The 25,925-nt window shown below is 59.5% G+C and carries 15 protein-coding genes; all 15 read right to left on the bottom strand.

Annotation, left to right across the window (positions count from 1 at the left end):
* Window positions 1–84 precede the first annotated feature (84 nt).
* The 15 genes from truB to QU667_RS03090 all read right to left on the bottom strand — a co-directional run bounded on the left by truB (window position 85) and on the right by QU667_RS03090 (window position 25,925).
* A complete protein-coding gene (gene truB, locus QU667_RS03160) occupies window positions 85–960 on the bottom strand; it encodes a tRNA pseudouridine(55) synthase TruB (RefSeq protein ID WP_304987880.1) in 876 nt (291 codons plus the stop codon).
* Window positions 961–963: 3 nt separating this feature from the next.
* Window positions 964–1,911 (bottom strand): DHH family phosphoesterase, encoded by a 948-nt coding sequence (locus QU667_RS03155; protein WP_304987879.1) that lies wholly within the window; start codon window positions 1,909–1,911, stop codon window positions 964–966.
* Entirely contained in the window at window positions 1,908–2,282 is a 375-nt protein-coding gene (rbfA, locus tag QU667_RS03150; RefSeq protein WP_304987878.1) for a 30S ribosome-binding factor RbfA, read from the bottom strand. The genes QU667_RS03155 and rbfA overlap by 4 nt, the downstream gene beginning before the upstream one ends.
* A gap of 82 nt (window positions 2,283–2,364) precedes the next feature.
* Window positions 2,365–4,965, bottom strand: coding sequence for a translation initiation factor IF-2 (gene infB, locus QU667_RS03145; RefSeq protein WP_304987877.1), 2,601 nt, complete (start codon window positions 4,963–4,965; stop codon window positions 2,365–2,367).
* On the bottom strand, window positions 4,965–5,297 hold the full coding sequence (locus tag QU667_RS03140; RefSeq protein ID WP_304987876.1) for a L7Ae/L30e/S12e/Gadd45 family ribosomal protein: 333 nt from the start codon (window positions 5,295–5,297) through the stop codon (window positions 4,965–4,967). Before QU667_RS03140 ends, infB begins: the two co-directional genes overlap by 1 nt.
* Window positions 5,294–5,572 carry an RNase P modulator RnpM gene (rnpM, locus tag QU667_RS03135; RefSeq protein WP_304987875.1) on the bottom strand — a complete coding sequence of 93 codons (279 nt, stop codon included), beginning with the start codon at window positions 5,570–5,572 and terminating at the stop codon, window positions 5,294–5,296. The genes QU667_RS03140 and rnpM overlap by 4 nt, the downstream gene beginning before the upstream one ends.
* Entirely contained in the window at window positions 5,572–6,702 is a 1,131-nt protein-coding gene (nusA, locus tag QU667_RS03130; protein ID WP_304987874.1) for a transcription termination factor NusA, read from the bottom strand. The genes rnpM and nusA overlap by 1 nt, the downstream gene beginning before the upstream one ends.
* Before the next feature lie 14 nt (window positions 6,703–6,716).
* Window positions 6,717–7,166, bottom strand: coding sequence for a ribosome maturation factor RimP (gene rimP / locus QU667_RS03125; RefSeq protein ID WP_304987873.1), 450 nt, complete (start codon window positions 7,164–7,166; stop codon window positions 6,717–6,719).
* A 127-nt stretch (window positions 7,167–7,293) separates the two neighbouring features.
* Window positions 7,294–7,668, bottom strand: a complete 375-nt coding sequence (locus tag QU667_RS03120; RefSeq protein WP_304987872.1) for a peptidase M48 — start codon at window positions 7,666–7,668, stop codon at window positions 7,294–7,296.
* Between the two features lie 15 nt (window positions 7,669–7,683).
* Window positions 7,684–9,234: a hypothetical protein gene (locus tag QU667_RS03115; RefSeq protein ID WP_304987871.1), complete on the bottom strand. Its 1,551-nt coding sequence runs from the start codon at window positions 9,232–9,234 to the stop codon at window positions 7,684–7,686.
* A gap of 136 nt (window positions 9,235–9,370) precedes the next feature.
* On the bottom strand, window positions 9,371–10,516 hold the full coding sequence (gene dnaJ, locus QU667_RS03110; protein WP_304987870.1) for a molecular chaperone DnaJ: 1,146 nt from the start codon (window positions 10,514–10,516) through the stop codon (window positions 9,371–9,373).
* Window positions 10,517–10,525: 9 nt separating this feature from the next.
* Complete coding sequence (gene dnaK / locus QU667_RS03105) at window positions 10,526–12,385, bottom strand: molecular chaperone DnaK (protein WP_304987869.1); 1,860 nt, start codon at window positions 12,383–12,385, stop codon at window positions 10,526–10,528.
* A 38-nt stretch (window positions 12,386–12,423) separates the two neighbouring features.
* The gene (gene grpE / locus QU667_RS03100; protein WP_304987868.1) at window positions 12,424–12,996 is read right to left on the bottom strand and encodes a nucleotide exchange factor GrpE; all 573 of its coding nucleotides are present in this window, start codon (window positions 12,994–12,996) and stop codon (window positions 12,424–12,426) included.
* Window positions 12,990–14,024 (bottom strand): heat-inducible transcriptional repressor HrcA, encoded by a 1,035-nt coding sequence (gene hrcA, locus QU667_RS03095; protein ID WP_304987867.1) that lies wholly within the window; start codon window positions 14,022–14,024, stop codon window positions 12,990–12,992. Before hrcA ends, grpE begins: the two co-directional genes overlap by 7 nt.
* Before the next feature lie 195 nt (window positions 14,025–14,219).
* Complete coding sequence (locus QU667_RS03090) at window positions 14,220–25,925, bottom strand: MBG domain-containing protein (RefSeq protein ID WP_304987866.1); 11,706 nt, start codon at window positions 25,923–25,925, stop codon at window positions 14,220–14,222.

The raw sequence follows: 25,925 nt of genomic DNA, 5'->3' as shown, positions 1-25,925 counted from the left end.
GATGGCGTCCTCATCCACATACCATCGATCGACTTCGGCAGTTTTCTCATTTTTCGAGCGGCACGTTACTTCAAAGGCTTGACATCAGACCGGCGGGAACGCCTTTGCAGGGTACATCTCATGTGCTGCCGCATCATAGCGTCCGATGCCGAGAAAAACGCCCTCGGCATACACGCGATAGACCCCCTCGGCAAGCTCCACGCGCCGCTCCGAGGTTGAGAGCCCGCTGTAGAATGCCCGCACGCGCTGCGGGTCGAGTTCGTACACAGGCAGATCGAGCGCGGTATCGGGTGCACGAAGTGCATCCGCCCCTGCTTCTGCGAGTTCTTCGAGCGTATACGAATCATCAAGCGTGAACCCGCCGACGCGTGTGCGCAGGAGGAAGCGCATGGTCGCGGGAAGCCCCATCGTCGCACCGATGTCCGTGCAGAGCGAGCGGATATACGTCCCCTTCGCGCAGTCCACATCGAGGAGAATCCGTGCGCGTGCTGCATCCACGCGCAGGAGTTCCAGTCGATCAATGCGAACCGTGCGCGCCTTTATCTCCACCGCCGCTCCCTGCCGCGCGAGGTCATAGGCACGCTGTCCGCTGACCTTGATCGCAGAGTAGGCGGGCGGCAGCTGTTCGATCTCTCCGACAAATTGGCCGAGCACACGCCGCAGCTCCTCCTCCGAGGGAAGCATGGGATTCTCCACGCTCTCAACCACTTCACCGTACACATCCCCCGTGTCCGTCGCGTAGCCGAACGCGATCTCCGCACGATAGGACTTGTCCGCGCCCTCCATATACTCCACGAGGCGCGCGGCACGTCCGAGCGCAACGGGCAGGATTCCCGCCGCCGCAGGGTCGAGCGTCCCCGCATGACCGACGCGTTTTTGCTTAAAAATACGCCGCACAATGTCAATGACATCGTGCGACGAAAGCCCCGTCGGTTTCAATACATTGATGAATCCGTCCACGTCTTAACGGTTCAGCTCCTCCCCAATCGCCGCGAGGATGGTTTTCTTCGCCTCGTCAAAAGAGCCGTGCAGTGTGCAGCCCGCCGCGCGGATGTGCCCGCCGCCGCCGAATCCCTGCGCGATGCGCGAGACATTCGTGCCCTTTGAGCGCATACTCACGCGGTAGGTGTCCGGCTCAAGCCACTTCATGAAAAAGACCACCTGCGTTCCCTCGATCACGCGCAGTTTGTCGAGGATCCCCTCCGTTGTTGTAACATCCTTTGCCCGCTCCTCGTCGATAAAGACCGCCGCAACCCTGCCGTCATAAAACATCTCAAGGTTTCGGATTGCACGCACCTGTGCCATGACCTCATCGTAGGATTTCATCTCCATCGCCACCGCGATGATATTCGGCTTCACACCGATCTCGATGAGGTCTGCCGCCGCACGCATCGTGTGCGGCGTGGTGTTCGAGAAGCGGAAAAAGCCCGTATCGGTCGCTATCCCCGTATAGAAACAGGTCGCGGCATCGAGTGAGAAACCGCCGTCCATCGCACGAATCAGATCGTACATAATCTCGCAGGTCGCAGCATCGTCCGGATTCAGATAGAGGTACTCCGCCTCCTCGTCGTTCGTCACATGATGGTCGATGTTCAGCACGCGCACGGCATCGACGGCATCGAGCACCGCGCCCGTGCGTTTCAGCTCCACATCGCAGACGATCAGAAGGTCGGCGGTATAGCGTGCCCCCTCGGCGGGACGCGCGATCTGCTCCACCCCCGGCAAAACGCCGAAGATGCGGGGAATCTCATCGTCGATCAATACGCGTGCATCCTTGCCCTGTTCTCTCAGATAGTGCATCAGCCCGAGCGTCGAGCCGACGGAGTCCCCGTCGGGACGGATGTGCGAGGTGAGGATGACGGTTTGTGCGTCGGCGACCATTCTCGCCGCTTCCTCCAATGTGATCTTCATTCGTTCTCCTCCTTTTCCCCCGCAGGTTTGTCCTCGTGAATCTCGTTCAGCAACCGCTGAATGTGGTCGCTGTAGTTGAGCGATGTGTCGAGCGCAAAGCTGATCTCGGGCGTAAAACGCAGACGGATGCGTCTGCCGATCTCACGGCGCACAAAGCCGAGCGAGCTTTCCAGCCCATGCAGCGTATCGCGTGCCTTCTTCTCGTCGCCCATGACGCTGACGTAGATCTTCGCCTCGCGCAGATCTTCCGTGCACGCAACGGATGTGACCGTCACAAAGCCGATGCGCGGATCTTTGAGTTCATTAAAAATGATGTCGCTGATTTCCTGCTTCATCAGTTCCTGTAGTTTTTCAACGCGAACCTTTGCCAAGGTGCGCCTCCCTTCCTGTATACAAATCGGCACAGTCCTCTGCGCAATCATGCGTCAAAGGACTGCGCCTCTGTTTTCCATGTTATTCGGCGTTTTCTTTTTCTTCCGCCGCAGCGGCTGCTGCAGCTGCCTGCGCCTCGCGTTTCTGCTCCGCCGCCTTGTTCGCCTCGGCGATGGAGGTCTCGATCTCCTCCATCGTATATGCCTCGATGATGTCCCCCTCCGTAAAATCGCGGAAGTCAACGATGGAGATGCCGCACTCGTAGCCGGCGGCGACCTCCTTCACCTCATCCTTGAAACGGCGCAGAGAGTCGATCTCCCCGTCGAACAGTTCAACGTTATCACGCAGGATGCGGATTTTCGAGTTGTTGTGGATCTTGCCCTCAAGGACGTACGAGCCGGCGACGAGAGCCTTCGAGAAGCGCATGACCTGACGAATCTCGACGCGTCCCTGAATGACTTCCCTGTATTTCGGCTTCAGCATCCCGCTCATCGCGTCCTTGACATCGTTCAGCGCATCGTAAATGACACGGTACGTGCGGATGTCCACATCTTCCGTATCCGCAAGGCGGCGTGCGTTTGCATCCGGACGGACGTTGAACGCGATGACGATCGCTTTCGATGCCGTCGCAAGCATGATGTCGGACTCGCTGACTGCGCCGACACCCGAGTGAACGATGCTCACGCGTACTTCGTCGTTCTTGTTCAGCCCAAGCAGTGCCGAGTTCAGAGCCTCGACCGAGCCCTGCACATCCGCCTTGACAACGATGTTGAGATCCTTGATGTCGCCCTGCTGGATCTGCTGGAAGAGCGCATCCAGAGAAACGCTCTTCGACTTGATGAGGTCGCGGCGCTGGTTGCCGAGGCGTGCCTCCGCGATGGAGCGCGCCTGTTTCTCATCGACGGCGGCGAGGATGTCGCCCGCCGACGGAACGTCGTTCAGCCCCAAAATCTCGACCGGCATGGAGGGTCCCGCCTTCTTCACGTTGTCTCCGCGGTCATTGATCATCGCGCGGACATGACCGTATGCCGTGCCGACGACGATGGAGTCGCCGATGCGCAGCGTACCGCTCTGGACGAGCACCGTCGCAACCGAGCCGCGCCCTTTGTCGAGCTTTGCCTCGATGATGACACCGCGTGCCTCGCGGTTCGGGTTCGCCTTCAGTTCCTCGACCTCGGCGACGAGCAGGATGTTCTCAAGCAGATCGTCGATGCCGATGCGCTGCTTCGCGGAGACGGGCACCATGATGGTATCGCCGCCGTATTCCTCAGCGACGAGCCCGTACTCCATGAGCTCCTGTTTCACGCGGTCGGGGTTCGCGCCCGGCTTGTCGATCTTGTTGATGGCAATGATGATGGGTACACCCGCCGACTTCGCATGGTCGATTGCCTCGACCGTCTGCGGCATGACACCGTCGTCCGCCGCGACGACAAGGATCGCAACATCCGTGATCTGTGCGCCGCGTGCACGCATTGCCGTGAATGCCTCATGTCCCGGTGTATCGAGGAATACGATTTTCTTGCCCTGGCAAATGACCTGATACGCGCCGATGTGCTGCGTGATGCCGCCCGCCTCGTGCGTGCTGACGGAGGTGTTGCGGATCGCATCGAGCAGTGATGTCTTGCCGTGATCGACGTGTCCCATAACGGTGACGACCGGCGGGCGATCCTTGAGCGTCTTTGGATCGTCCTCGATCTCCGGAATCAGTGTCGGATCGACATCCGGCGGCAGTTCCTCCGTCGTCACGCCGAACTCCGCTGCGACGAGGGATGCCGTATCGTAGTCGATCTCCTGGTTGATGCTCGCCATGACGCCCATGAGCATGAGCTTCTTGATGATGTCCGCCGCCGTATAGCTCATCTTGGACGCAAGATCCTTGACCGCGATCATCTCGGGCAGCTTGATGTGCTTCGGACGTGCGATCTCCGCCTTCTGTACCGGAGCGGGATCTGCTGTACGGCCTTTGCGTCCCTTGCGTGCGCTGCCGCGTCCACGCTCCGACTGTCGCAGATCCGTACGCTCCTCGCGGTCGCGGCGTGCTCCCCCACGATTGTTGCGGCTGCGGTCATTGCCTGCGGCATTGCCGTCGCTGCCGCGTCCGCCGCCGCGCCGACGACTGTCGCTGCGCCCCTCGGTCGGGGGCGGCGGTGGGATTGCCGCACCTGCGGCGGGACGTGCCCCACCGCGCCCACCTGCGGGACGCTGCGAACGGTTTCCGCTGCCGCCGGACGGGCGCGGACGCTCCTGCGCTGCCGCACGTGTCTTGGCGGGTGCCTGACGCACGATCACGATGCCGGGTGTCTTCGTACGCGCACGCAGCACATTCTTTTCCTCTGCAGCAGGTGTCGCGGGTGCTGCAGAGGAGCGTGGCGCAGGCTGTTCCGCCTTTGGCTTCGCGGGCGCAGCCGGCTTTGCGGCAGGTTCCGATGCGGGACGCTTTTCCTTTTTTGCCGGACGCTCGGCTGCCTTCGGAGCGGGGGATTTGCTCTGCAGGGACTCCTTGCGCACGGGTTTCGCTGTGCGGCCGAGCTCAGCCCGCACCGCTGCACGTTCTTCCTCACCGACTGCGCTGAACAGGTTCTTAACCTTGTAGTTTTTGCTCTTTAGAATATCAATAATGGTATTTTTGTCCGTCTTGAATTCCTTCGCCAAATCGGTGATTCTGTATTTCGATTCTGACATCAATCCACCCCCGTCGGTATATCCTGCAAATAGGCGCTGAGCCTGTCCGCAAATCCTCTATCTATGAGTACAGCAACCGCACGATACTCCTTGCCGAGACAGTGCCCGAGCTGCTGCATGGTCAGTAGTTCCGCCGCCGGCACATTCTGCTGCGCCGCCATGCGGATAAATTTCGTCTTGGTCTCCTCCGAGGCATCTGCCGCAAGCAGAAGGAATGTCCCCTGCTTCCGCTTCAGTGCCTCCTCCACCACGAACGCACCGGACAAGATGCGCCGCGCACGCGCCGCCATGCTGAGAAGGTTCCGCGTGCGTTTTTCCATTTCTGCGTTCATGCGCCGCCCTCCTCACGTCGAACAATTTCCTCCAACGCATCGTAGACGGCAGGGGAAACCCGCCCCTTGAACGACCACGCAAGACCTCTGTGTCTGCGTGCCAGTTGGAGACATTCGGAGGAGGGGCAGAGATACGCGCCGCGCCCCGGGCTCTTGCCCGTCGGATCATATGCGACCGCCCCATCGGAGCCGCGTACGATGCGCAGCATCTCGCCCTTTGGATGCAGCTGACGGCAGCCGACGCACAGCCGCTCGGGCTGTTTCGTCTCTGCCATTATGCCTCCTCTGCGTTCGGTTCGGCTTCGGGAGGTATCTCCGCCGCCGCTTCCGCAGCCATCAGTTCCTGCGCCTGTGACTCGCTCTTGATGTCGATCTTCCATCCCGTCAGCTTCGCCGCAAGGCGGGCGTTCTGCCCCTCCTTGCCGATGGCGAGCGAGAGCTGGTAGTCCGGCACGATGACGCGCGAAACCTTCTCCGCCTCGTTCACCGCAACTGAGATCACCTTCGCGGGATTCAGTGAGTTTGCGATGTAGGTCGCCGGATCGTCACTCCACTTCACAATGTCGATCTTCTCCCCCGCGAGCTCGTCAACAACCGCCTGCACACGCATATAGTGCGGACCGACACACGCGCCGATCGGATCGACACGCTCCTCCGAGGAGTACACCGCGACCTTCGAGCGGCTGCCCGCCTCACGCGCGATGGACTTGATCTCGACCACTCCCTCCTGCATCTCCGGCACCTGCAGCTCAAAGAGTTTTTTGAGCAGCCCCGGGTGCGTGCGTGAGAGGACGATCTGCGGGCCGCGTGCCGTGCGCTTCACCTCGATGATGTAGGCGCGCAGCGTATCGCCGTAGCTATACTCCTCCGTCGGCAGCTGCTCCGTCGCCATGAGCACCGCCTCGGCGCGACCGATGTCAACGAACACGTTGCGCCCCTCAACGCGTTGGACAATGCCCGTCACAAGATCCGACGAGCGGCTGCTGTACTCCTCGTAGACAATGCCGCGCTCGGCTTCGCGCAGTCGCTGCATGACGACCTGCTTTGCCGTCTGCGCTGCAATGCGTCCAAAATTCGCGGGGGTCATCTCGATCTCGACCACATCTCCGACCGCATAATCCGGGCTTATGGCACGCGCCTGTGCGAGGGAGATTTCTGTAATATCGCTCTCCGTCTCCTCGACGACCGTCTTGATGGCAAAGACGTGAAACGCTCCCGTTTCACGCGACAGAGCGATACGGACATTCTGCGCCGAGCTGAAGTTGCGCCGATATGCCGAGATCAGCGCCGCCTCGATGGTTTCGAAGAGCATTTCCTCGTCGATCCCCTTTTCGTACGCGAGCTCCTTCAGCGTCTGAAGGAATTCCTTTCCGCCGTTCTTCTCCTTTGTGCTTTTTCTTGCCAAAACCCAAATCCTCCCTAAAAGTCGATATGCAGCCGGATCTGTGAGACCTGCTCCATGGGAATCTCGATCCCCTCGTCCAAGGTCAGTATCTTTCCGTCGCAGGCCGTGAGTGTACCCGTCCACTGCTTCGTTCCGTCAAAGGGCGCATAGAGCGTCACATCGACCTGCTTGCCGCGCTCACGCGCAAAGTCGCGCGGCTTCTTCAGCACGCGATCCAGCCCCGGCGACGAAACCTCCAAGATATAGGCATCGGAGATGAAGTCCTCACGGTCAAGAACCTCCTCCAAACGCTCGCTGAGACACCGGCAGTCGTCAATATCGATGCCGCCCGTCTTGTCGATGTAGACGCGCAAATAATAGTCGCGTTCGCGCACATACTCGACATCGACCAGCTCCAACTCCGGCGCATCCGCGAGGAGTTTTCGCACAATCTCCTCGACGCGCTCCTCGATCTTTGCGCTCATGCTCTCCCTCTTCTCATACGCAATGAAAGAGTGGGCTTCCACCCACTCTTTCCTAAACTTAAATGAATTTCTTGGAGTATATCACAGGATAGGACTTTTGTAAAGCCCTATCCTGTGTTTTTTTGCGCTATCTCCCGTATAACCGCCGCACGAGCCACGACATGATACGTCCACGTCCGACGAGGCTGACGATCGCACCAAGCACGAGGATGCCGGCAATAACCATAACGATTGCGGGCAATGCAACAAAGATAAAGAGCGCGAGCAGTGTCCCGACGACCGCCGCCCAGAGAAGGCTCGTAAGGAATGAGCTGCGTGGTGCTGCTCCGCCGATGCGGATATAGCGCACGGAAGATCCGCGTCCTCCGCCGCCGGACGAATTGCCATACGGCGTCTGTCCCTCGCCCGTATGCGGCGCGCTGCCGCTCTCGTCCACCGTAACGCCCTGATACGCGGCAGTCTCCTCACGGCTCATCGGCCGTACACGTCCCTCCTGTTCCATAGGGGTGCCTCCTCTCTAAAAATTCGCCTTTCCGTGCACAACGCTGTAGAGCATTTTCACAAAGCCCTCCTCCCCAAGATAGCGGGGGTCAAACGTGACACATCCCAATGTCTCACGCATACGGTCAAGCGCTGCACATACGTTTCTCTTGTTCGATCCGACCACATGATAGAGTTCTGTGATCGACGAGAGGTCGATATTGTTGATCTCGGCAAAGAGGAAGATCGTCGCGGTCAGTGCCTCCGCCGTGCGCGCACGCTTGAGATCGGACTGCGCGTAGTCGAGAAAGAGCTCGCACATGAGCACCTGCGCATAACGGCTGAAGCCGATCTTCTCCGCAATGATCTGAAGCGCCCCCAGCTCCTCGCCGCAGGAGCGTGGCGCAATCGTCCGATCAAGCGGCTCGGACAGCGTGTGACGCGGCAGCACATCGAGCTGCGCGAGCGTCGAGAGCACATGAATCGTATGGCGCACAAGCGCCGCCTCCCGCGCAAGAAAATCATCCATCGTCCCCTCGGGCGCCTGCATACGAAAGAGCTTAAACTCGCGCTGCAGGGTGTCCCTGATCCGCTTTTGCAGACGCTTGCTCGCGGGAATCGCCGTGATATAGTTGAGCATCATCAGCCCATCATCACAGATATGTCCGAACAGGATGCTCTTGCTGAGCGTCCCCGGAATATCGGGATGCGGCAGGACGACCTCCTCATCGCGCAGGATGTCACGGCAGACGATGTGATCGTCGTACTCCTCCGTTACGGCGAGCACGGCAAACCGCGCCGCAAGCAGATCGTGGATGATCTCGCGGTCATCGTAGCTGAGATTGTCCCACTCCATCTCGCTGTAGCGGGAGATCGGAGTTTCATCCGTGCGGATCAGATGATAGTCAAAGAAAAAGTAGTCCCAGAACCGCAGCCAGAAGGTCTCCTTTTCCTCCTCCGACGCGTGCTCATACTCCTCCATATCGTAGAGATCGCCCGTGTAGATCATCGCGGCGCGACCGATGTCGAGCTGATACTCCGACGTACGGTAGTATTCACCGATGCGGTGCAGGAGATCGTTGAGCCGGATGTTCAGCTCCTCCATCTCAATGCGCTCATCCTCCTCGATGTCCTCGATCGTCAGTCCCTCGATTTCCTCCCAATCCACACGCTCGGGCAGACGAAACCGCCCCGTGATATAGAACATCTCAAGATCCGCGTCAAGCTCACCGAGATCGATGTCATAGTCGCCCGTATCGTCGAGGAAGGTCAGAAAGGTGCGCATCCGCGCAAAATAGTCCTCCGCATGACGTTTCAGCGGACGGCGGTTGATATGCGCATCGGCATAGCGGAAAAAGAGTGCCAGATAGTCAATGCGGATAAAGAGGCGTGCGAGCGAGTCGTCCCGTCGCTGAATGACCGTGAGAAAATCCTCGATGCAGTACCAATCCGCGCAGAGATTCTCACTGCTCCGCCCGCGCCACGCCGCCGCACGAAGATAGCGTTCAACCAGTGTGCGTGCGACAAAGATATTCGCACGCCCGTTCTGCGAGTAAAAACGCTTGACTAACGTGTAGACATTTTCCATGAGCCCTCCTGCCATCAAGCGTCTTTCAAAATACAAAATCCAGTATCGCTTATCGTAACAAATGTCTGAACCAATGTCAATGCAGAAAAAGGCTGTTGCATGAGGACAAAACGCCCACATGCAACAGCCCCCTGTCTTATGTAAAGAGATCCTTGAACTTCTCCGTAAAACTCTTCTGCTCCGGATTCACCGCATCGCCGCTGAGCGCGGCAAACTCCTTGAGAAGATCCTTCTGCTTCGAGGAGAGCTTTTGCGGTGTCGTGACCTTGACGCGGACGTGCTCGTCGCCGCGCCCCGTACCGCGCAGGTTCGGAATGCCCTTGCCCTTGATGCGCAGGACGGTTCCCGTCTGAATGCCCGCCGGCACCTTGAGATCAACCGCGCCGTCAAGGGTCGGTACTTGTACCGTATCGCCGAGCGATGCCTGTACGAACGTAATCGGAATCTCGATGAGAACATCGTTGCCGCGCCGCTGAAAGAGCTTATGCGGACGGATGAAGATGTAGACGTAGAGATCGCCGCTCGCGCCGCCGCGCACCCCTGCCTCGCCGCCGCCCGAAACGCGGACGCGCTGTCCGTCGTCCACGCCGCGCGGGATGTTGACCTTGATCGTCCTTGTGATGCGCTTGCGCCCCGAACCGTGGCAGTCGCCGCACGGATTCTTGATGATCTTGCCCGTGCCGTTGCACCGGCTGCACGTGCGCGAGGTCATCATACTGCCGAACATCGTCCGCTGCATGACTTGCTCCTGCCCCGTGCCGTGGCAAGTCGAACACGTCTCCGCGCTCGATCCCTTTGCCGCGCCCGAGCCGCCGCAGGTCGGGCAATTCTCCTCACGCGGGATGGAGAGCTCGACCTCCTTGCCGAACGCCGCCTCCTCGAACGAGATCTCAAGGTCGTAACGCAGATCGGCGCCGCGCTCGGGTCCCTGCCGGCGTGCGCGGCGACCGCCGCCCATACCGAACATATCGAAGATGTCGTTCATATCGAAGCTGCCGAAGCCGCCCGCCCCACCGAAGGGATTCCCTCCGGCAGAACCGCCGCGCCGCGGGTCAAAGGCATCGTGGCCGAACTGGTCGTACGCTGCCTTCTTCTGCGGATCCTTCAGCACATCGTACGCCTCGTTGACCTCCTTGAATTTCTCCTCGGCAGTCTTGGGGTCGTCACGGTTGAGGTCGGGGTGGTACTTGCGTGCGAGTTTCTTGTATGCCTTTTTGATTTCGTCGTCCGAGGCGCCCTTTTGGACGCCCAGGACTTCGTAGTAATCGCGTTTCTCGCTCACGATACCACCTTACTTCTTATCGTCCTTGACTTCGGTGAACTCCGCGTCAACAACGTTGTCGTCCTGCGGCGCGTTCTGCGCGTTTGCTCCCGCATCCGCGCCCGGCGCAGCACCTGCCGCGCCCGTCGCCTGCTGTGCCTGCTGATATGCCGCAGCGGAGAGCTCGTAGAGCGGCTGGCGTGCCTCCTCGGTCGCCGCCTTGATCGCCTCGATGTCCGAGCCCTTGAGGGCTTCCTTCAGCTTGTCGATGGCAGTCTGCGTCTTCTGGACGAGCGCCTGATCCGCATTCGCGCCGAGATCCTTGATCGCCTTCTCCGCCTGATAGACGAGACTGTCGCCCGCATTGCGTGCGTCAACGGCTTCCCGCTGCTTCTTGTCCTCGGCGGCGTGTGCCTCTGCTTCCTTGACCATGCGCTCGATGTCGTCCTTGCTCATGCCGCTGTCGGACTGGATCGTAATCTTCTGCTCCTTGCCCGTACCGAGATCCTTTGCCGACACGTTGACGATGCCGTTCGCGTCGATGTCGAACTTGACCTCGATCTGGGGTACGCCGCGCGGTGCGGGCGGGATGTCCGTGAGCTGGAATCTGCCGAGCGTCTTGTTGCCTGCCGCCATCTCACGCTCGCCCTGCAGGACGTGGATCTCAACGCCCGGCTGATTGTCCGCCGCCGTGGAGAACACCTGACTCTTCGAGGTCGGGATGGTGGTGTTGCGGTCGATGATCTTCGTGCAGACACCGCCAAGGGTCTCGATGCCGAGCGAGAGCGGGGTGACATCGAGGAGCAGCACGTCCTTGACCTCGCCGACGAGCACGCCGCCCTGGATCGCCGCGCCGATGGACACGCACTCATCGGGGTTCACACCCTTCGAGGGCTCCTTGCCGAGGATCTTGCGAATTGCCTCCTGCACGGCAGGAATACGGGACGAACCGCCAACGAGGATGATCTTGTCGATGTCGCTGCCCGAAAGCCCTGCATCCTCCATCGCCTTGCGCGTCGGAATCATTGTGCGCTCCACGAGATCCGCCGTCAGCTCGTCAAACTTCGCACGCGAGAGCGTGAGGTCGAGATGCTTCGGTCCCGTCGCATCCGCCGTGATGAACGGCAGGTTGATGTTCGTCTGGCTCATGCTCGAAAGCTCGATCTTCGCCTTCTCCGCCGCCTCGATAAGACGCTGTGCGCTCATCTTGTCCTGCGAGAGGTCGATGCCGTTCTCCTTCTTGAACTCCTCAACCATCCAGTCCATGACCTTCTTATCGAAGTCGTCGCCGCCGAGTACCGTGTCGCCGTTCGTCGCCTTGACCTCGAACACGCCTTCGCTGAGTTCGAGGATGGACACGTCGAACGTGCCGCCGCCGAGGTCAAAGACGAGCACCGTTTCGTCCTGATCCTTGTCGAGGCCGTAGGCGAGCGCCGCTGCCGTCGGCTCGTTGATGATGCGCAACACCTCAAGCCCTGCGATCTTGCCCGCATCCTTCGTCGCCTGACGCTGGCTGTCGTTGAAGTACGCAGGGACGGTGATAACCGCCTGCGTGACGGTCTCGCCAAGGTATGCCTCCGCATCGCTCTTGAGCTTCTGCAGGATCATCGCGGAGATCTCGGGCGGCGTGTAGTTCTTGCCGTCGATGGTCACATGATAGTTGCCCTCGCCCATGTGACGCTTGATGGACGAGATCGTGCGGTCGGGATTCGAAACTGCCTGATTCTTCGCAAGCCGCCCGACAAGGCGCTGCCCGTCCTTTGTAAAGCCCACGACGGACGGCGTAATACGGCTGCCCTCGGGGTTCGTGATAACCGTCGGTTCGCCGCCCTCCATCACGGAAACAACGGAGTTTGTCGTTCCAAGATCGATACCAATTACTTTAGCCATTTTATATTCCTCCAAAATCTTATATAGATGTTATTCTCTTAGTTACCGGCTACCTGCACCATGGCGGGACGGATGACCCTGCCCTTTGCCTGATAGCCCTTCTGTAATACCTGTGTGATCGTGCCGTCCTCCACATCGGAGTTCTCCACACGCATGACTGCCTGATGCACATTCGGGTCGAAGAGCCGCCCCTCTGCCTCGATGTGCTCAAGCCCGTGCTTCTCCATGACCTCGCGCAGCTGCGTGAAGATCATCTCCACGCCCTTTTGGAATGCCGCGCCGTCCGACTGCTCGACCGCCATCGCCCGCTCGAAGTTATCGAGCAGCGGCAGAAGATCCGTGAGCAGGTTCTGCGTGATGACGGCGGCAAGTTCCTCCTTCTCCTTCGCCGTACGGCGGCGGAAGTTCTCAAAATCCGCCTGAAGCCGAAGGATGCGGTCGTTCTTTTCCTTCACCTCCGCTTCGAGTGCGGCGGTCTTGTCCTCCTCAGTGGGAACATCCTCCACGGTCACATCGGCGGGAGCGTTCTCCGTGTCCGTTACTTCCTCCACGGGCTGCTCCTCTGCGGTCAGCTCTTCCTTTTCCTGCAAGCCGTTCACCTCTCCTACCATTTCAGCTGATAGATCATCTCTGTCAGATTTGTGTTCACATAGTCCAGGATACGCATTGACTTCGCGTACTCCATGCGCGTCGGACCGAGCACGGCAATCGTCCCGAGCAGCCTACCGTCGACATGGTACGTCGCCGTGATAAAACTGCTGTCCCAGAACGTGCTGCTCTTGTTCTCGCGCCCGATGGTGACCTCAAGCCCCTCGCCCGCGTGCGTGTGCAGGATGTCCTTGACGAGATCCTCACGCTCAAGGACGAGCAGCATCGCGCGGACGCGATCGAGATCCTGAAACTCGGGATTGCCCAGAAGCTGCGCCGTCCCGCCGAGGTAGAGACGATCCTCCGACCGCCCCTCAAGCGCACGGTGCATGACCTCCACGGCAGCAACGAAAATGGATTCGTCGCCGATGGCATCGCGCACACGGCGCATATCCGTCTTTGTCACATCGCTGAGCGCCTTGCCCGAGAGCGTCGTATTGACCGCCCCCGCCATGCGCTGAAAGTCCGCGAATGTCGCACCGTCCGGAATCTCGACGATGCGGTTCTCCACGAAGCCCGCGTCCGTCATGAGCACGGCAATCGCGTGCCGCATATCGAGAGGCAGAAACTGCAACATACGGAATGTGGACTGTGCCGCCTGCGGTGCAAGCACAAGTGAAACATTATGCGTCACATCCGCAATCAGCCGCGCCGTCTCCTGAAACACCTCGTCGAGCCGCCGCACGCGCCTGTTGTACCAGTCGTGAATCTTCTTTTTCTCGGCGTCCGTCACAGGCGCGACGGGTTGAAGCCCGTCGACGTAGTACCGATAGCCCTTCGACGACGGAATGCGTCCGGCGGATGTATGTGGATGTTCGAGATAACCGAGCATCTCGAGATCCGCCATCTCGTTCCGAATGGTGGCCGGGCTGATGCCGAGATTGTATTTCTTTGCAAGGGTGCGCGACCCGACCGGCTCCGCCGATGCGATATAGTCATCGACGACCGCCCACAGGATCTGACTCTTGCGTGCGTCCAGATCGTCCGACATTCACCCCTCTCCTCTCCTTTCAATGCGTTTCAATCGCTGTTAGCACTCTATAAAACTGAGTGCTAATCAAAATCTATACTGAATATACACGGGAAAAAGCAAAAAGTCAAGAGCAAAATGACAAAAAGTCAAAATGATTTTAGAAAAAGAGGCTGCTGCACGAGTTTTTCCTTCGTACAGCAGCCTCCTATCGTTTTATGCTCCTTCCGTCTGTCCGTCAAGTACCTTAAAGATGTAGACGGCACGGATCTCCACGGGCGTTACGCCGAGATCCTCGATCGACGTGAGAAGCCCCGAGGCGAGCACAGCACGCTCCGCCTTGCGATCCTTGCTTGTGATGATTGTCAGCGCCGCATCGTTCTTCGGATAGAGCGTTACAATCCCATTGCCAAACGTCACTTCAAAAGAACCGTTCTGCGTCTGATAGAGGAAGCTGAGTGTCTGCTCCGACGTATTGCGGATTTCCTTCGGGTCGGGGATGTCAACCTTCTTCGAGGCGGGCTTGATCGCCAGTTTCTCCGGCGCGTAGTTGATCGTATAGATGCCGTCGAGGTCACGCGAACCGCCGTCCGTAAAGAGCACGGGAATTGCCTCTGCCGTATTGTTCGGCACCTCTTCCGGGCGTACGCCGTAGACGCCGCGCGTCCTGCCGAGGTCGAAGCCAAACGAGCCGTCCTTGTGCTCAACAAACGCATAGGACTCGGACGCACCGGAGGATGTAACAACAACGCGGTTCGTCCATGTGGTCTGCGCCATGTCCTGCGGCACATTGACGGTCACACCGTCGGCGAAAGTTGTATCCTGCGGCGTTCCCGTCGAGGGTACACCTCCTGTTACGGAGTTTCCGGCAGTTCCGCTGCCCGCTCCGCCGTCGACGGAGGTGCTGACACCGGTACCACTTCCTGCGTTCCCGCCGGTATTCGCGCTGTCGGCAGAGCCTGAGCTCCGTCCCGTACCCGAGCCGTCGATGCCGCCCGTACTCCGATTCGCACCGGAGCCGCCGGCCGCACTGCTTCCTGCACTACCGCCCACAGACGAGCTGCCGACGCCGCCCGTGCTCCGATTCATACCGGAGCCGCCAACCGCACTGCTTCCTGCACTGCCGCCCACAGACGAGCCGCCGATGCCGCCCGTGCTCCGATTCGCACCGGAGCCGCCGGCCGCACTGCTTCCTGCACTGCCGCCCACAGACGAGCCGCCGATGCCGCTCGTGCTCCGATTCATACCGGAGCCGCCGATCCCCGGCACAGTTCCGGGAATTCCCGTATGTCTGCCCGTAAGCCCTGCCACAATCTGCGCTGCGGAGGAGATCCCCGTCGTCACAACTCTGCCCTCAGGCGTCCCCATATCAAAGCCGCGCATCTGTATCGTGAGATTCCCGGGCGCATAGCGGAAGCGATAGTTCGCAATCGCCGAAGCGCCCGTATATCCGGCGGCGACGGAAGCGGGATCGACGTGGATCACACCTGTATATGTGCCGCCCGGTGTCGTTACCGTCATCCCGGGAGCATAATTGGCACGAATCCCGGTAACTGCATCGCCCGCGAGAAGCCCGCGCCACGAGGATCGGTCTCCGCGCTCAATCGTATATGCCGTCACGACGGGATTCGGCGCACCGTAGTCACGCGTAACATTTCCTGCCGTCACAAGAACCTCGCGCGGCGTGATGGCAAAATTGCCGTCTGCATAGTGGATGTTGTAGTTCGCATCCGTGCCGTGCGAGAACTGTGCGGCGGAGGGACGCGTCCAAAGTCCGCCCGTCCCCGCATCCGTCATGACCGTCGCCGTCGGGTCGATGGTCTCCGTAATGGAGGAAACTGCATCGCCGTTCACAAGTCCCGTCGTCGCATCTGCCGCACGCACGTTGAGACGGTTCGTCCCGTTCACATACTGTGCCGTCGCGTTATCCGCACCGTACGCGCGCGTCTTGTCGCCGCCCTTGATATAGAGGTCGCGCTTCGTGACAGCAAAGCCGCCATCCGCATAGCTGATGTTGTAGTTCGATGCCTTGCCCGTGCCGAAGCGTGCGTTCGTGATCGAGGTTTTCAGCCCTGCCGTGCCGACATTCGTCGTACGCACTGCATTCGTGAACTCCGTGACATCGGCGACCGTATCGCCGTTCACAAGCCCCGTCGTCGCGGTCGCGGCATCGGCGCGGAACTTTGTCGTACCGCCCGTATAGGTCGCGGTGCTGTTCTCCGTGCCGTAGATACGCGTCTTGTCGCCCGCATGGAGCGTCAGATCGCGTTTCGTAATGGCAAAGCTGCCATCGTCATAGGTGATATCGTAGTTGTTTGCGTTGCCCGTGCCGAATACGGCATTTGCAATCTGCGTCTTGAGCCCCGCCGTGCCCGCGTCCGTCGTGACGGTCGCACGCGGGTCGATGGTCTCCGTGACACTCGAAATACTGTCACCATTGACAAGATTGCCCGCTTTGAGACGGAAAATCCCCGTACCGTTCACATAGTTTGCGGTACTGTTCGCCGTGCCGTAGATGCGGCTCTTGTCGCCTGCGGCAAGGGTCAGCGATCGCTTTGTGATGGCAAAATTGCCGTTTGCATAGTGAATGTTGTAGTTCGCATCCGTGCCGTGCGAGAACTGTGCCGCGCTTGCCTTTGTCCAAAGCCCCGCTGTCCCCGCATCCGTCGTGACCGTTGCCGTGGGATCAATCGTCTCCGTAATGGAGGAGACTGCATCGCCGTTCACAAGTCCCGTCGTCGCATCTGCCGCACGCACATTGAGACGGCTCGTGCCGTTGACGTAGTGTGCCGTTTCGTTGGCGTCGCCGTAGACACGCGACTTGTCGCCCGCCGTGATATAGAGGTCGCGCTTCTTGACGGCAAAGCCGCCGTCCGCATAGCTGATGTTGTAGTTCGACGCCTTGCCCGTGCCAAATGTCGCATTGGTAATCTGCGTCTTGAGCCCCGCTGTGCCTGCGTTCGTCGTAACAAGGGCATCCGTCGATTCCTCAACGTCGGCGACCGTATCGCCGTTCACCAGTCCCGTCGTCGCGGTCGCGGCATCGGCGCGGAACTTCGTCGTGCCGCCCGTATAGGTCGCGGTGCTGTTCTCCGTGCCGTAGATGCGCGTCTTGTCGCCCGCATGGAGCGTCAGATCGCGTTTCGTAATGGCAAAGCTGCCATCGTCATAGGTTATATCGTAGTTGTTTGCGTTGCCCGTACCAAAGACAGCACCCACAATCTGCGTCTTGAGCCCCGCCGTGCCCGCGTCCGTCGTGACGGTCGCACGCGAATCAATCGTCTCCGTGACACTCGAAATACTGTCGCCGTTGACGAGATTGCCCGCCTTGAGACGGAAAAGCCCCGTACCGTTCACATAGTTCGCGGTGCTGTTCGCCGTGCCGTAGATACGGCTCTTGTCGCCTGCGGCGAGGGTCAGCGGTCGCTGCTTGATATGGAAATGCCCGTCAACATAATTGATGTCATAGTTCGCCGCCGTCCCCGATGAGAAGTGCGGGTTGGTCGCCTTTATCCAAAGCCCCGTGGTTCCCGCATTCGTCGTAACGGTCGCAGCCGAATCAATCGTCTCCGTCACATCGTCGATGGCATCGCCGTTCACAAGTCCGCTCGTCGCGGTTGCCTGTCCGACGTTGACCTTGCCCGTGTTGTTAATATACCCCGCCGTTGCATTGGCATCACCGTAGACGCGCGACTTGTCACCCGCCGTGATCGTGAGTGGACGCTTCTTGATCGTAAGCGTGCCCGTACTCGACGTGATGTTATAGTCTGTCGCGAGACTGCGGCTGCCGGGTGCGAGTGCCGCACCGCTGAGGGTCATCGTGTACGAGCCGACCCCTGTGCGCTCCGTGACAGGATTGCCGCCGTCGGTCGCCGTCGCCGCATACTGTGCGAAGCTGTCGCCCGAGATGAGGGTGCCTGTATGCGTCGTGCCCGAGGTCATCGTGACCGCATCGTTCGGCGCACCGTAGATGCGTTCGCCCGACGGTGCGGTGAAGTGAATGTCAATGGGCCTCACGGTGAGCTTGCCCGGAACATACTTGAACTTGTAGTTCGTCGCGGAAAGCGTGCTGTTTTTTAGGTCAACACTGTACTCGCCCGCATGGACTGCGCCCTGCGCATAGCCCGTCGTCTTGGTCACGTCCGCAATCGGGGTATAGGAAACAGACCCCGAGAGCAGTCCCGGTGTTGTCGCCGTCTCTCCTTCCGCGAAGTTATCGAAGATGACGCCGTTCGTACCTGTGTAGCTGTGCGCCGTGCCGTCATAGTTCACGGTCGAGGTTTTGCCTCTGACCGTGACCGTGCGCGGAACAATGCGGTAGTCGATCTCGATTTTGTAGTTGAGGGCGTTGTACTCCTTCCCTGTAGAATCCTTCTTCGTATTGTCAAAGGTGATTTTCTCAGAGGCGTTCGCCGATTCCGACCCGTAGGTAGGCGTACCCGCACGTCTGGTGACATCGGTCATCGCATTCGTCACCGTGCCATCCGCCGTATGGATGTCGGCATTGACATTCGTCGTCTTCGATATACCGAAGTGATGCGTTCCCGAATCCTTCACATGGTCGCGCAGGAAATCGACTTCCGCCTTGTCAAGCGCACGGCGCTTCTCGTTGCCGTCGTCCTGAATATAGAATCCTGCCGTCGCGTTAAAAAATTTGCTGTTGTCGTCGCCGTAGGCACGTGTCGAGTAGAACTTGAGCGTCGGCTGGTACTTGTAGTACATGGCATTCTTGCCCGCAGGTGGTTGGGGTTTGTGCGGGTCGTCATAGTCCATGCCGTATTTGCGGAACTCGAAGACAAGTCCGTTGATCTCGTTCTCAACGGAGTCCTCCGTATGCACGACATAGCGATGACCGGGCGCGGTTCGGATGGCATCTGCGCCCCTCTTGTTCTTGAACGAACCGCCCCTAGCCTCGATGACGACGTCGGATGTACCCGTGCCGACGATCTGCCCGCCCGAGGCGATGGTCACGTCGCCGCCGCCCGAGTTCTTGATATTGATGGGCGTTGTCTTTCCTGTGACCTTGCCCGAAATCGTTGTCCCCTTTGCCGTCTCGATATGGACGCCGTGCTCCGACGTGACGTTGCCGATTTTCTGAATCTCGTTCGGACCGGTGAGATTGACAGAGTTCGCCTGAACGTCCAGAACGGGGACACTCTTCATAACGCCCGTCGAGGTCACGTCGTGCTTCGTCTTGATTTCGAGCCCGTTCGACAGCGTATCGGGAATCGTTACATTGCCGACGCTGATATTGCCTGCATTGTCGCCGCCGATACGGATTTTCTTGAACTTCGAGCCGGGCTTGTTCTTCAAAAGACCGTTTTCGCCGAAGACATTCTCCCCCAACACAAGCCCCGTCGGCGCACCGCCCGAGCCGGGCGTGCCGAAGGAGATCTCCTTATCCGGCGTATAGGTATCAAAGGACACCTCGCCGTTGCCCGAAATATCACTGTTCTCCGTATTGAGTGTATCCGCCTGAATGGCGACATTGCCGTGCGTACCGCCCGTCGTACTGTCCGCATTGATATGTGCATTCTTGAGGTTGACCTCACGGCTGGCGACGGTGTAGTCCCTGCCGTTTGTATGGATGGTTCCTTCGACATCGACCCCACCCGAGCCGCTCGTAATCGCCTGCTGAATGTTGACCGTAAACGGCATGTCGATCGTACCGCTCTGGTAGAGCCGTCCGCCGCCCCCACGGTCGCCGATGTTGATGATCTCGTACTCCCAGAACGTGCGGTCAACGTCGCTGAAGTAGCGCTTGAGCAGGGAGAGCTTGTCCGCTTCGTTCACACTGCCGCCGAGCTTGATGTCCCGATTATGCGAGAGCGGCAGGATGTTGAGTGCTTTCTTGCCCTTCATCTTGCCGTTTAGCTCCATGTTGTCGGTCTTGAGTGTGAGGTCGCCCATGCCTGTATTGACCTCGCTGCCCGCCGCAGTTTTCAATTCCTTCGACGCAAGATTGAGACTGTTGTTGTTCGTATTGATTTTTGCCGAGCCGTCGAGATTCATCTTGCCGCTCGTTTCGCCCGAGCGGATCGTCGTCGGATCGAGGAAGTTCAGCGTGCCGCCGACATTCACATCGCCCGATACATCTTTCCTGCCGAGATAGATGTGCTCAAAGCCATCCTTGATCTTGTTCCCGCCGAAAAGATCTGCACCAAGCGTCAGTCCCGTCCCCGTCTTGCCGACGTTGAGCGCCGTACCCGCTGTCGCCTGCTCCAGTTCGAGCGCCCCCTTGCCCTCGACTGCCGCATCAAAGGTCATCTTGTCCGCAGCGAGCTTGATGTTGCCGTTTGCCGTTGTTCCGCCGGATGTAATAGAACCGGCCTTGACCCCCGAGATGGTGCGCGAGAGAACGGACGCACCCGCAGGTGTCGTGACCGTGCCAATCTTCAATTTGTCCGACTTTACACTGACTGCATAGGCGTCTGCCGCAAGTGTGCCGATTGCATTGTCCTTGTCGAGCGCGATATTGCCGCCGAGGAGCGCGAGGTTCGACGCTGTAACCTTGCCCGCCGTCTGACTCGCCGATGTGTTGGCGTTGACGGTCAGCGTCTTATCGTCTGCCAGCGTCAGATCGCCCGTAAAGTTGATATTGTTCGCTTGGAGCGTCGCGTCCTGCTTGAGATTGGAACCCGCGACATTGATCGTGCTCTGCTTGTCCTGATCGAGCCGGCCGATGCTGTAATGCGAGAAGTTCGGTCCGAATACATTCGTAAACTTATCATTCGTCAACTGAAGGTCGCCCGCTGCGCCGTCGCCAAGGCCGATGGTTTTCGAGCCGTTGTAGGTGCTGATGCCAAGCGTTCCCGTACCCGTGACGGACGGCGTAGTGTTCGTATCAGACGGGTGGTCTTTGTGTGCCACGAGATTCGTGATATTGTTCGTATAGAGATTCAGCGCACTGCCCGCGCCAATGTTCATCACACCCGCACCGCCCGAGTTCTCGATGGCACCTGTTGTCAGCGTCACCTTCCAGTTCGGACCGACATTCAGCCCGCCCGCACCAATGACGGTCTTGCCCGTCTCTGCCGTCTTGACAACGACGCGGTTGTTCGCCGTCAGCCCGTCGATGGTGACTGTATTACTGCGGTTGTCGCCGAGGACAAGCTCCGAGAACTCGTTGCCGAAGAGCTTGCCGTTGAGCTGGTCGCTCGTGATGTGAAGTCCTGCGCCCGACGCAGAATTATTGTTGAGCGTTAAGTTGCCATTCGTTTTGCGCGTGATGACAAGTCCGCTCTTGCCGACGATGTTCGTCGTATTGTCGTCCGCCGTGGGCGTGACGATCTCATCCGTATGCACACGCAGAGCACCGACGGTATCGTCCCCTGAGTTAAGCTGTGCCTCCTTGTCGAGCTGGAGCTTGTTGCCCGTCACATCGACCCAGACGGGCGTGGAGCCGGGAGCGACCTGCACCTTGGCCTTCTCGTTCAGTACGACGTCGCCGTTTCTTGCATTGAGTGTCGCCTGTGCATAGTTGCCCTCGACCATCAGCTTGGCATTCTTCTCCAGATGGATATTGCCGCCCGTCTGGATATTGATCTCTGCGCCTGTTTCCTTACTTGTTCCGCCCGAGCCTTTCACATGGACAGTCATACCCTCTTTCACGGTGAAGCCGCCCGTGATGACGGAGGCCGGATCATGATCTGCCTTGGACGTATCTGCGCCGATCTTGAGCTTCGTACCCACACCCTCGATGGTGAGATTGCCGCGCACCTCGACGCCCTCCTTGCCCGCTGCATTGATGGACTTCTTGACCGAACCGCCGTAGAAGTAGACATGCTTCTCACCTGCGACATCAAAACCCTTGAAGCCGGTCAAGGTGTCATTGATCGTACGGTAGGCGATGCGAAAATCCGATGCGCCTGCATCGGAGGCATTGTCGCTGATGACAATGTTCTGTGTCGAATCTGCGCCCTTTGTCGTGATCTTGCCGTCCTTATCGCCCTTGACCTTGCCAAGGCCGAGGTCGATGCCGCCCGAGAGGTCAAGCGTGAGATTCTTGACGGCGAGCGTATCCGCCGCCGTCGGCAGAGTCGCCGCGTGCGCCTTGATCTTCATGTCGGACTTGCCGTCCGCGCCCGCCTTCGTTTCGCCCGTCAGTTTGACATCGCCTGTTGTCTCGATGTCCGAGGGTTTCTTGAACGTCGCGCCATTGATGTTTATATTACCGCTCTGCCCATTGCCGCCGATCTTGATGTTGTCGTACTTCGCATTGTCGATGTTCCAGTCGTTCGAACCTTTGCCGACGTTGATCGCCTGCGTATTGTCCGCCTTTTCGAGCGTGAGCGTCTTGCCGACATCCATCTTGTTTCCAAGGTTCATATCGTCGGCGACGAGCGTTGCATTTTCCTTCGTCTTAATCTTCTCCGCGACGTTGAGCTTCTTGCCCGCATCGAGTTTGATATGCGTGGACTTCGCCTCGATGCCCTCGACGTTTTTCGGGGGATCGACGTTGCGGTTCTCAATCATGGCGACGTTCATATCCTTCTTGTTCGTCAGTGTGAGCGACCCCGTATCCGTGAGATCGGCGGCGATATTCTCGATCTCGTTGCGCTGAGAGTCGATCTTCATATCACCTTTACCGAGGAGCAGAAGTTTTCCGATCTTGAACCCTGCCGTCGTCGTCTGTGTCAGGCCGGTACCATGCAGCGCAAGGGTATTCGCCGTCCCGCCATGCACCGTTCCCGTAAGGGAGAGCGCCCCATTCGTCAGGATGCTCGTATACTGCGGCAGAGCCGAGATCTCGCCGATGGTCGCCGTCCCCGCATTGTCCTTCGCGCCGATGGCGACATTGGAGAAGTCTCCTGCCGCGAGTTTTCCGATGCTCGCATTGGAAAGGAAGGTGCTCGCACCACCAACATCGAAGTTGCCTGCCGTCTTTTTCTGCACGGCAAAGACGCCCGTTCCGGAGAACGTGCCATTCTCTAGCTGCACTTCATCCGCGACGATCTTCGTCTTGCCTGACCCTGCGGCAAGCGATGAACCCGCGTCAAAGTTCACCGTATTTCCCGTAAGCGATATATCCTTGTTGTTCGTGTTCGTGACAGCCCCCTTGACCTTGATCGTGTCATGGGAGACGACGGAGAGCGGCGCGTTGACAGGGGTCGCACCGATCTCGATATTGCCCGTATCTGCGTTGCCAAGCTGCACCGCTCCCGTGCCGGAGTCAATAAAGTCAAGGCTTGCCAGTGCAATGTTTGCGGCGGGAAATCCGGACACGGCGACGGACATCGTCGTTCCCGCGCTCTTTGTCTCGATCGTAACCGCGCCGTTTGCACTCGAAAGAACGCCGATTTCTCCCGGAGGAAGTGACAGCTTATCCGTCTTGACATTGATTTTCCCACCGGTGGTCTTTACCTTTGCTCCCGCACCGATGTTGACGATATTCGCCTCAAAGGAGGTGTCCGCCGTTCCGGTTGAGTTGACCTTGGCGTTCGCATCGAGCGCGAGCGTGCCGCTCGCCTTGAGCTTCATCGCGCCCGCGCCATTCATCATGCCGTGTGTGCCAATCGTGAGATTGCCCGCCGTCACCTCGATGTCAGCACCGCCTGCCGCAGTCACCAGCCCCGTTTCACCGCCAACGGTCAGATTGCCACCGTTCCGGAAGGTCAGCCCCTCTGCCTTGCCATCGAGTTTGCCAATGGCATTCGTTCCCGTGAGACTGACCTCGGCGGCTGCCGCATCGAGGGCAAGCGTGTCCGCCGTAATGACACCCGCGCCCGTAATATTGTGCTTCGAGCCGAGCGTCAGCGCATGACCCGTAGCGACTTTGACTGCGTCGCTGACCGCGTCACTGACCGTCAGCGTGCCCGCACCCGAATCGATGGCGAGATCGTTGTCCGCCGTTACGCCGCTTGCCGTGATATTCGCCTTTTGCGCTGCGTCACCGACGATGTTCTTATGGAAATCCTTGATCTTGCCCGTGCTCGAAAAGGTATCGCCCGCGAGGTCAAGCCCGCCCGATCCCGTGCCAAAGTTGATGGTCTTGCCATCCGAGAGCGTCCAGACCTTTGCCGAACCGCTCGGATCGTTATCGCCCGTAATCGTCCCCGCGAGGTCAAGAGAATCCGTGCGCAGTTCGACACTTCGCGTTGTAATGGTTGAGCCGCCGTCGATGGAGATGCCCTTGCCGCCGCCCGTGGATTTGCCGGCGAGCGTGACCTTGCCCGTCCCCGCCGTAATCGTCGTGCCGGAGAGCGAGACACCTGCCTTATTCGCCGTCGTACTGCCCGCGAGTTCGACATTGCCGCCCGCCGTACCGCCTGCGTCCGTCGTATTGATGACTGCATGGTTGAGCGTAATGCCTGCCTCATCACTCTGCGAGTTGGCGAAGCCAACGCCGTTTTCGACAAGACCGCCGCCGATTTTGACGTTGCCGCCGAGGGTTTTGATGCTTTTCCCGTTTGCGACGCTGACACTGCCGCCCGCCGTCTTGTTCGTATCGGATGTGATGTCAACGTTCAGCTTGCCCGATGTCGAAGTGATGTCGTCGTTGATGTTGATGCTGCCCGTCGCCTTGAGCGAGAGCGTCGCATCGCCGCCTGCCGTCTTCGTGATGGCCTTCGATACGGTGATGGAGTTGTCGTCCGTTGCCGTGAGGTAGTTCGCCGTCTGGATGCTGACGGACGTGCCGTTATTCAGCGTATCGGTGACCGTCTGCACATCCGCCATCGAGTTGCCAAGGAGCGGATCACCCGCCAGACGCTCCTTGACCTCAATATCCTCGGGGTCGATCAGCCATTCGCCGCCCTTGCCCGCTTCGGACGAGGCGTTGACGCTTCCCGTGATCTGCACCTTCGCCCCCGAGGTCTCGACTGCGCCGCCCGCGCCCGTGCCTTTGCCGCGTGCCGTGATCTCGCCCGCGAACTTGGTCATGCCGTCCGACCAGACGGCGACCGTGCCGCCCGCATTTCCTGCCTCCGTTGCGTCCGCACGCACAGCCGCACCGCGCTCGATCGTGACATTCTGCGCGTGCGCGAGGTCGCCCGTCCCCTGCCAGCCGCCGCCGATCTCGACCGTGCCGGCTTTCGCGCCGCTCACGTCCGTTACGCTGCCCGCCGCCAGACGCACATCGTTTGCCGTCATGCGCACACTGCCCGCCGCCCCGTCAAGGCTCGCGGCACGCACGATGCCCTCCTGATTGACCGCCGAGCGCGTCAGTGCGTCGCCCGTCGCTGCGGACATGAAAACGAGGCCTCCGTCTGCCTCGACGAGACCTTTGTTCGTGACCGCCTGTTCCATTGCCGCCTGTGTCGGGACGACCGAAACCTTGCCGTCGCCGTTAAAGTCGAGCGACACCGCTTCGCCCGCCGCGAGTACCGCCGCACCCTTACGCGCAACAATAACGCCCTCGTTCACGACATTCTTGCCGAGGAGTGCGACCGTTCCCTCATTTTTCGCAATGAGAGAGGCGCGGTTGATGATTTTCCCATCCGTCGGCGTACCGACAAAGGCGTATTTGCCCGCCATAAAGTCCGCATTCGTAATGTTCATCGTGGACGCAAGAATAGACCCCGCATTCACCTGTGCGCCGGGCGCGAAGAGCACGCCCGCAGGATTGACGAGGAACACGCGCCCGTTCGCCGAGAGCGTGCCGAAAATCTCCGACGGATTCCCGCCAAGCACACGGTTCAGCAATGCCGCCTGTGCGTTTGGCTGATAGATGTTCACACGTTCGTTCGCCGCAATATTGAACGTGTTCCAGTTGATAACGGCATTCTGCGTTGACTGGCGGATCGCCATCTCTGTCTGCGATGCGGCAATATCTGCCGCACCTGCCGCGACCTGCCCGCCCTGCGGGAGCGCATATGCGTGCTGCACGCCGCCCATCATCAGAACGCCTGCCGCCAGAGCTCCGACGCTGCCGCGCAGACTGCGGCGCATCTCACTGCGGCGCTGTTTTCTCATCATGCTCAT

It is taken from the genome of Selenomonas dianae (assembly GCF_030644225.1).
Taxonomy (GTDB): domain Bacteria; phylum Bacillota; class Negativicutes; order Selenomonadales; family Selenomonadaceae; genus Centipeda; species Centipeda dianae.
Note: the sequence above shows the minus strand (reverse complement) of the source record. Positions and strands in the feature narration are given on the sequence as shown.